This window comes from Pseudomonas aegrilactucae (assembly GCF_019168305.1).
Classification (GTDB): Bacteria; Pseudomonadota; Gammaproteobacteria; order Pseudomonadales; family Pseudomonadaceae; genus Aquipseudomonas; species Aquipseudomonas aegrilactucae.
Genome location: NZ_JAHTBI010000098.1, coordinates 1 through 1,224 on the forward strand (window position 1 = coordinate 1; position 1,224 = coordinate 1,224).

Annotated in this window: 1 protein-coding gene; it reads right to left on the minus strand. The window is 49.0% G+C overall.

Going from position 1 to position 1,224, the window contains the following annotated elements; translation table 11 throughout:
* A partial coding sequence (locus KUO17_RS23205) for a DUF6531 domain-containing protein (RefSeq protein WP_217977921.1) occupies positions 1-806 on the minus strand: 806 nt, incomplete at its 3' end.
* Positions 807-1,224: the final 418 nt, after the last annotated feature.

A 1,224-nucleotide genomic window follows, 5' to 3' on the forward strand; every position in this document is an offset into this window, starting at 1 on the left:
TTTTGAGACAGGACACTAGTGCTATAGTCATAGGCGATCCAGTTTCCAAACAGGTCGGTGGCTTTTTTTGCATCGATGTAAGTTATTGTCGGTTTTACGGGAGCATCAATGGGCATGCCGAATGATGACTCTATGATATCGTTTGTACTTTCTGTACCACCGTTTCGGTCGGTGCTCCAATCTCCGAAATCGTAGAGAATACCGTCTGGAGAATGTGCCGTTACCTTATTGTTGGTGCAAGAGACCTGCCAGTTGCTCTTGGTCCTGCCTTTGTGGCCGCCGCTCGAGAACACCTGGTGCTGTGTTCCATCGGGAAGTTGCAAGAAAATACCCGCAGGCGATAACGTGGATACGGCGGCGCCGACGCACAGAGCTCCCGCCATCTGACTTTTGTCATAGATTTGCTTGGGCTCTGTCGATGGTGTTCTAGCGGTACTCTTGAACAGATTTCCGTGAACAATTCGAGGCGCAGCTCGTAATGTCCATCCAGGGCCTAGTGCCGTCCAGCTGAATGACTTTCTGTAGGTAGAACCCAGGCCCGCGCTGAGGGCGCCCGTATTATAGGTTCGGAACAAAGTAATGTTCATGCCATTCGGGCCTGGAAGATTAACATCAATATGTTTTATCAGCAGGCTGCCACTGGCAGGATCGACGCTTTCAACATTTTGATAGCCAAACGTATCTTTGGGTTGCGAAACGATTTGCTCGAAAGGGGATTCGAGGGCGCAAGTACTTATACTGTTGAACGAGCAGGTAAATGCAGTTGCGAGGGACGCCAATAGATGGCGCGTTTGACGCGTTTTCATTTCAAGTCCATTTGCATTGAGTTTACGTGTCATAGCCGTCGTGCGCGACTAGATGGCCAGGTTATAAAGCGAGGATGATAGTGATAGTCATACGCAAGTCAATGGGGAAATCGGGGTTGGACTATTTTTAACGATATTGAGAATGTTTTTCTTTTGAGGTGTTATTTGGTTACTTCTCTACACATGAAAAATAATGTGTTGTATGCAATCCTGTTCCTGTTCCTTGCCTAAGCCTAGGGCTGATCGGGCTGGAGAGCATGACCTTCGGTTCCACCATGCAGAAGCGCATCACCCATAATCCGCTCGGCGCCTGACCGCTGCAGTACCTGGCCTGGCTCTACATGTCACAGCGTTCCAGTTGAACCTCCTCTACTTCGATTGACATACCATCTTCAAATGTAAGCGCTCCATGAACCCC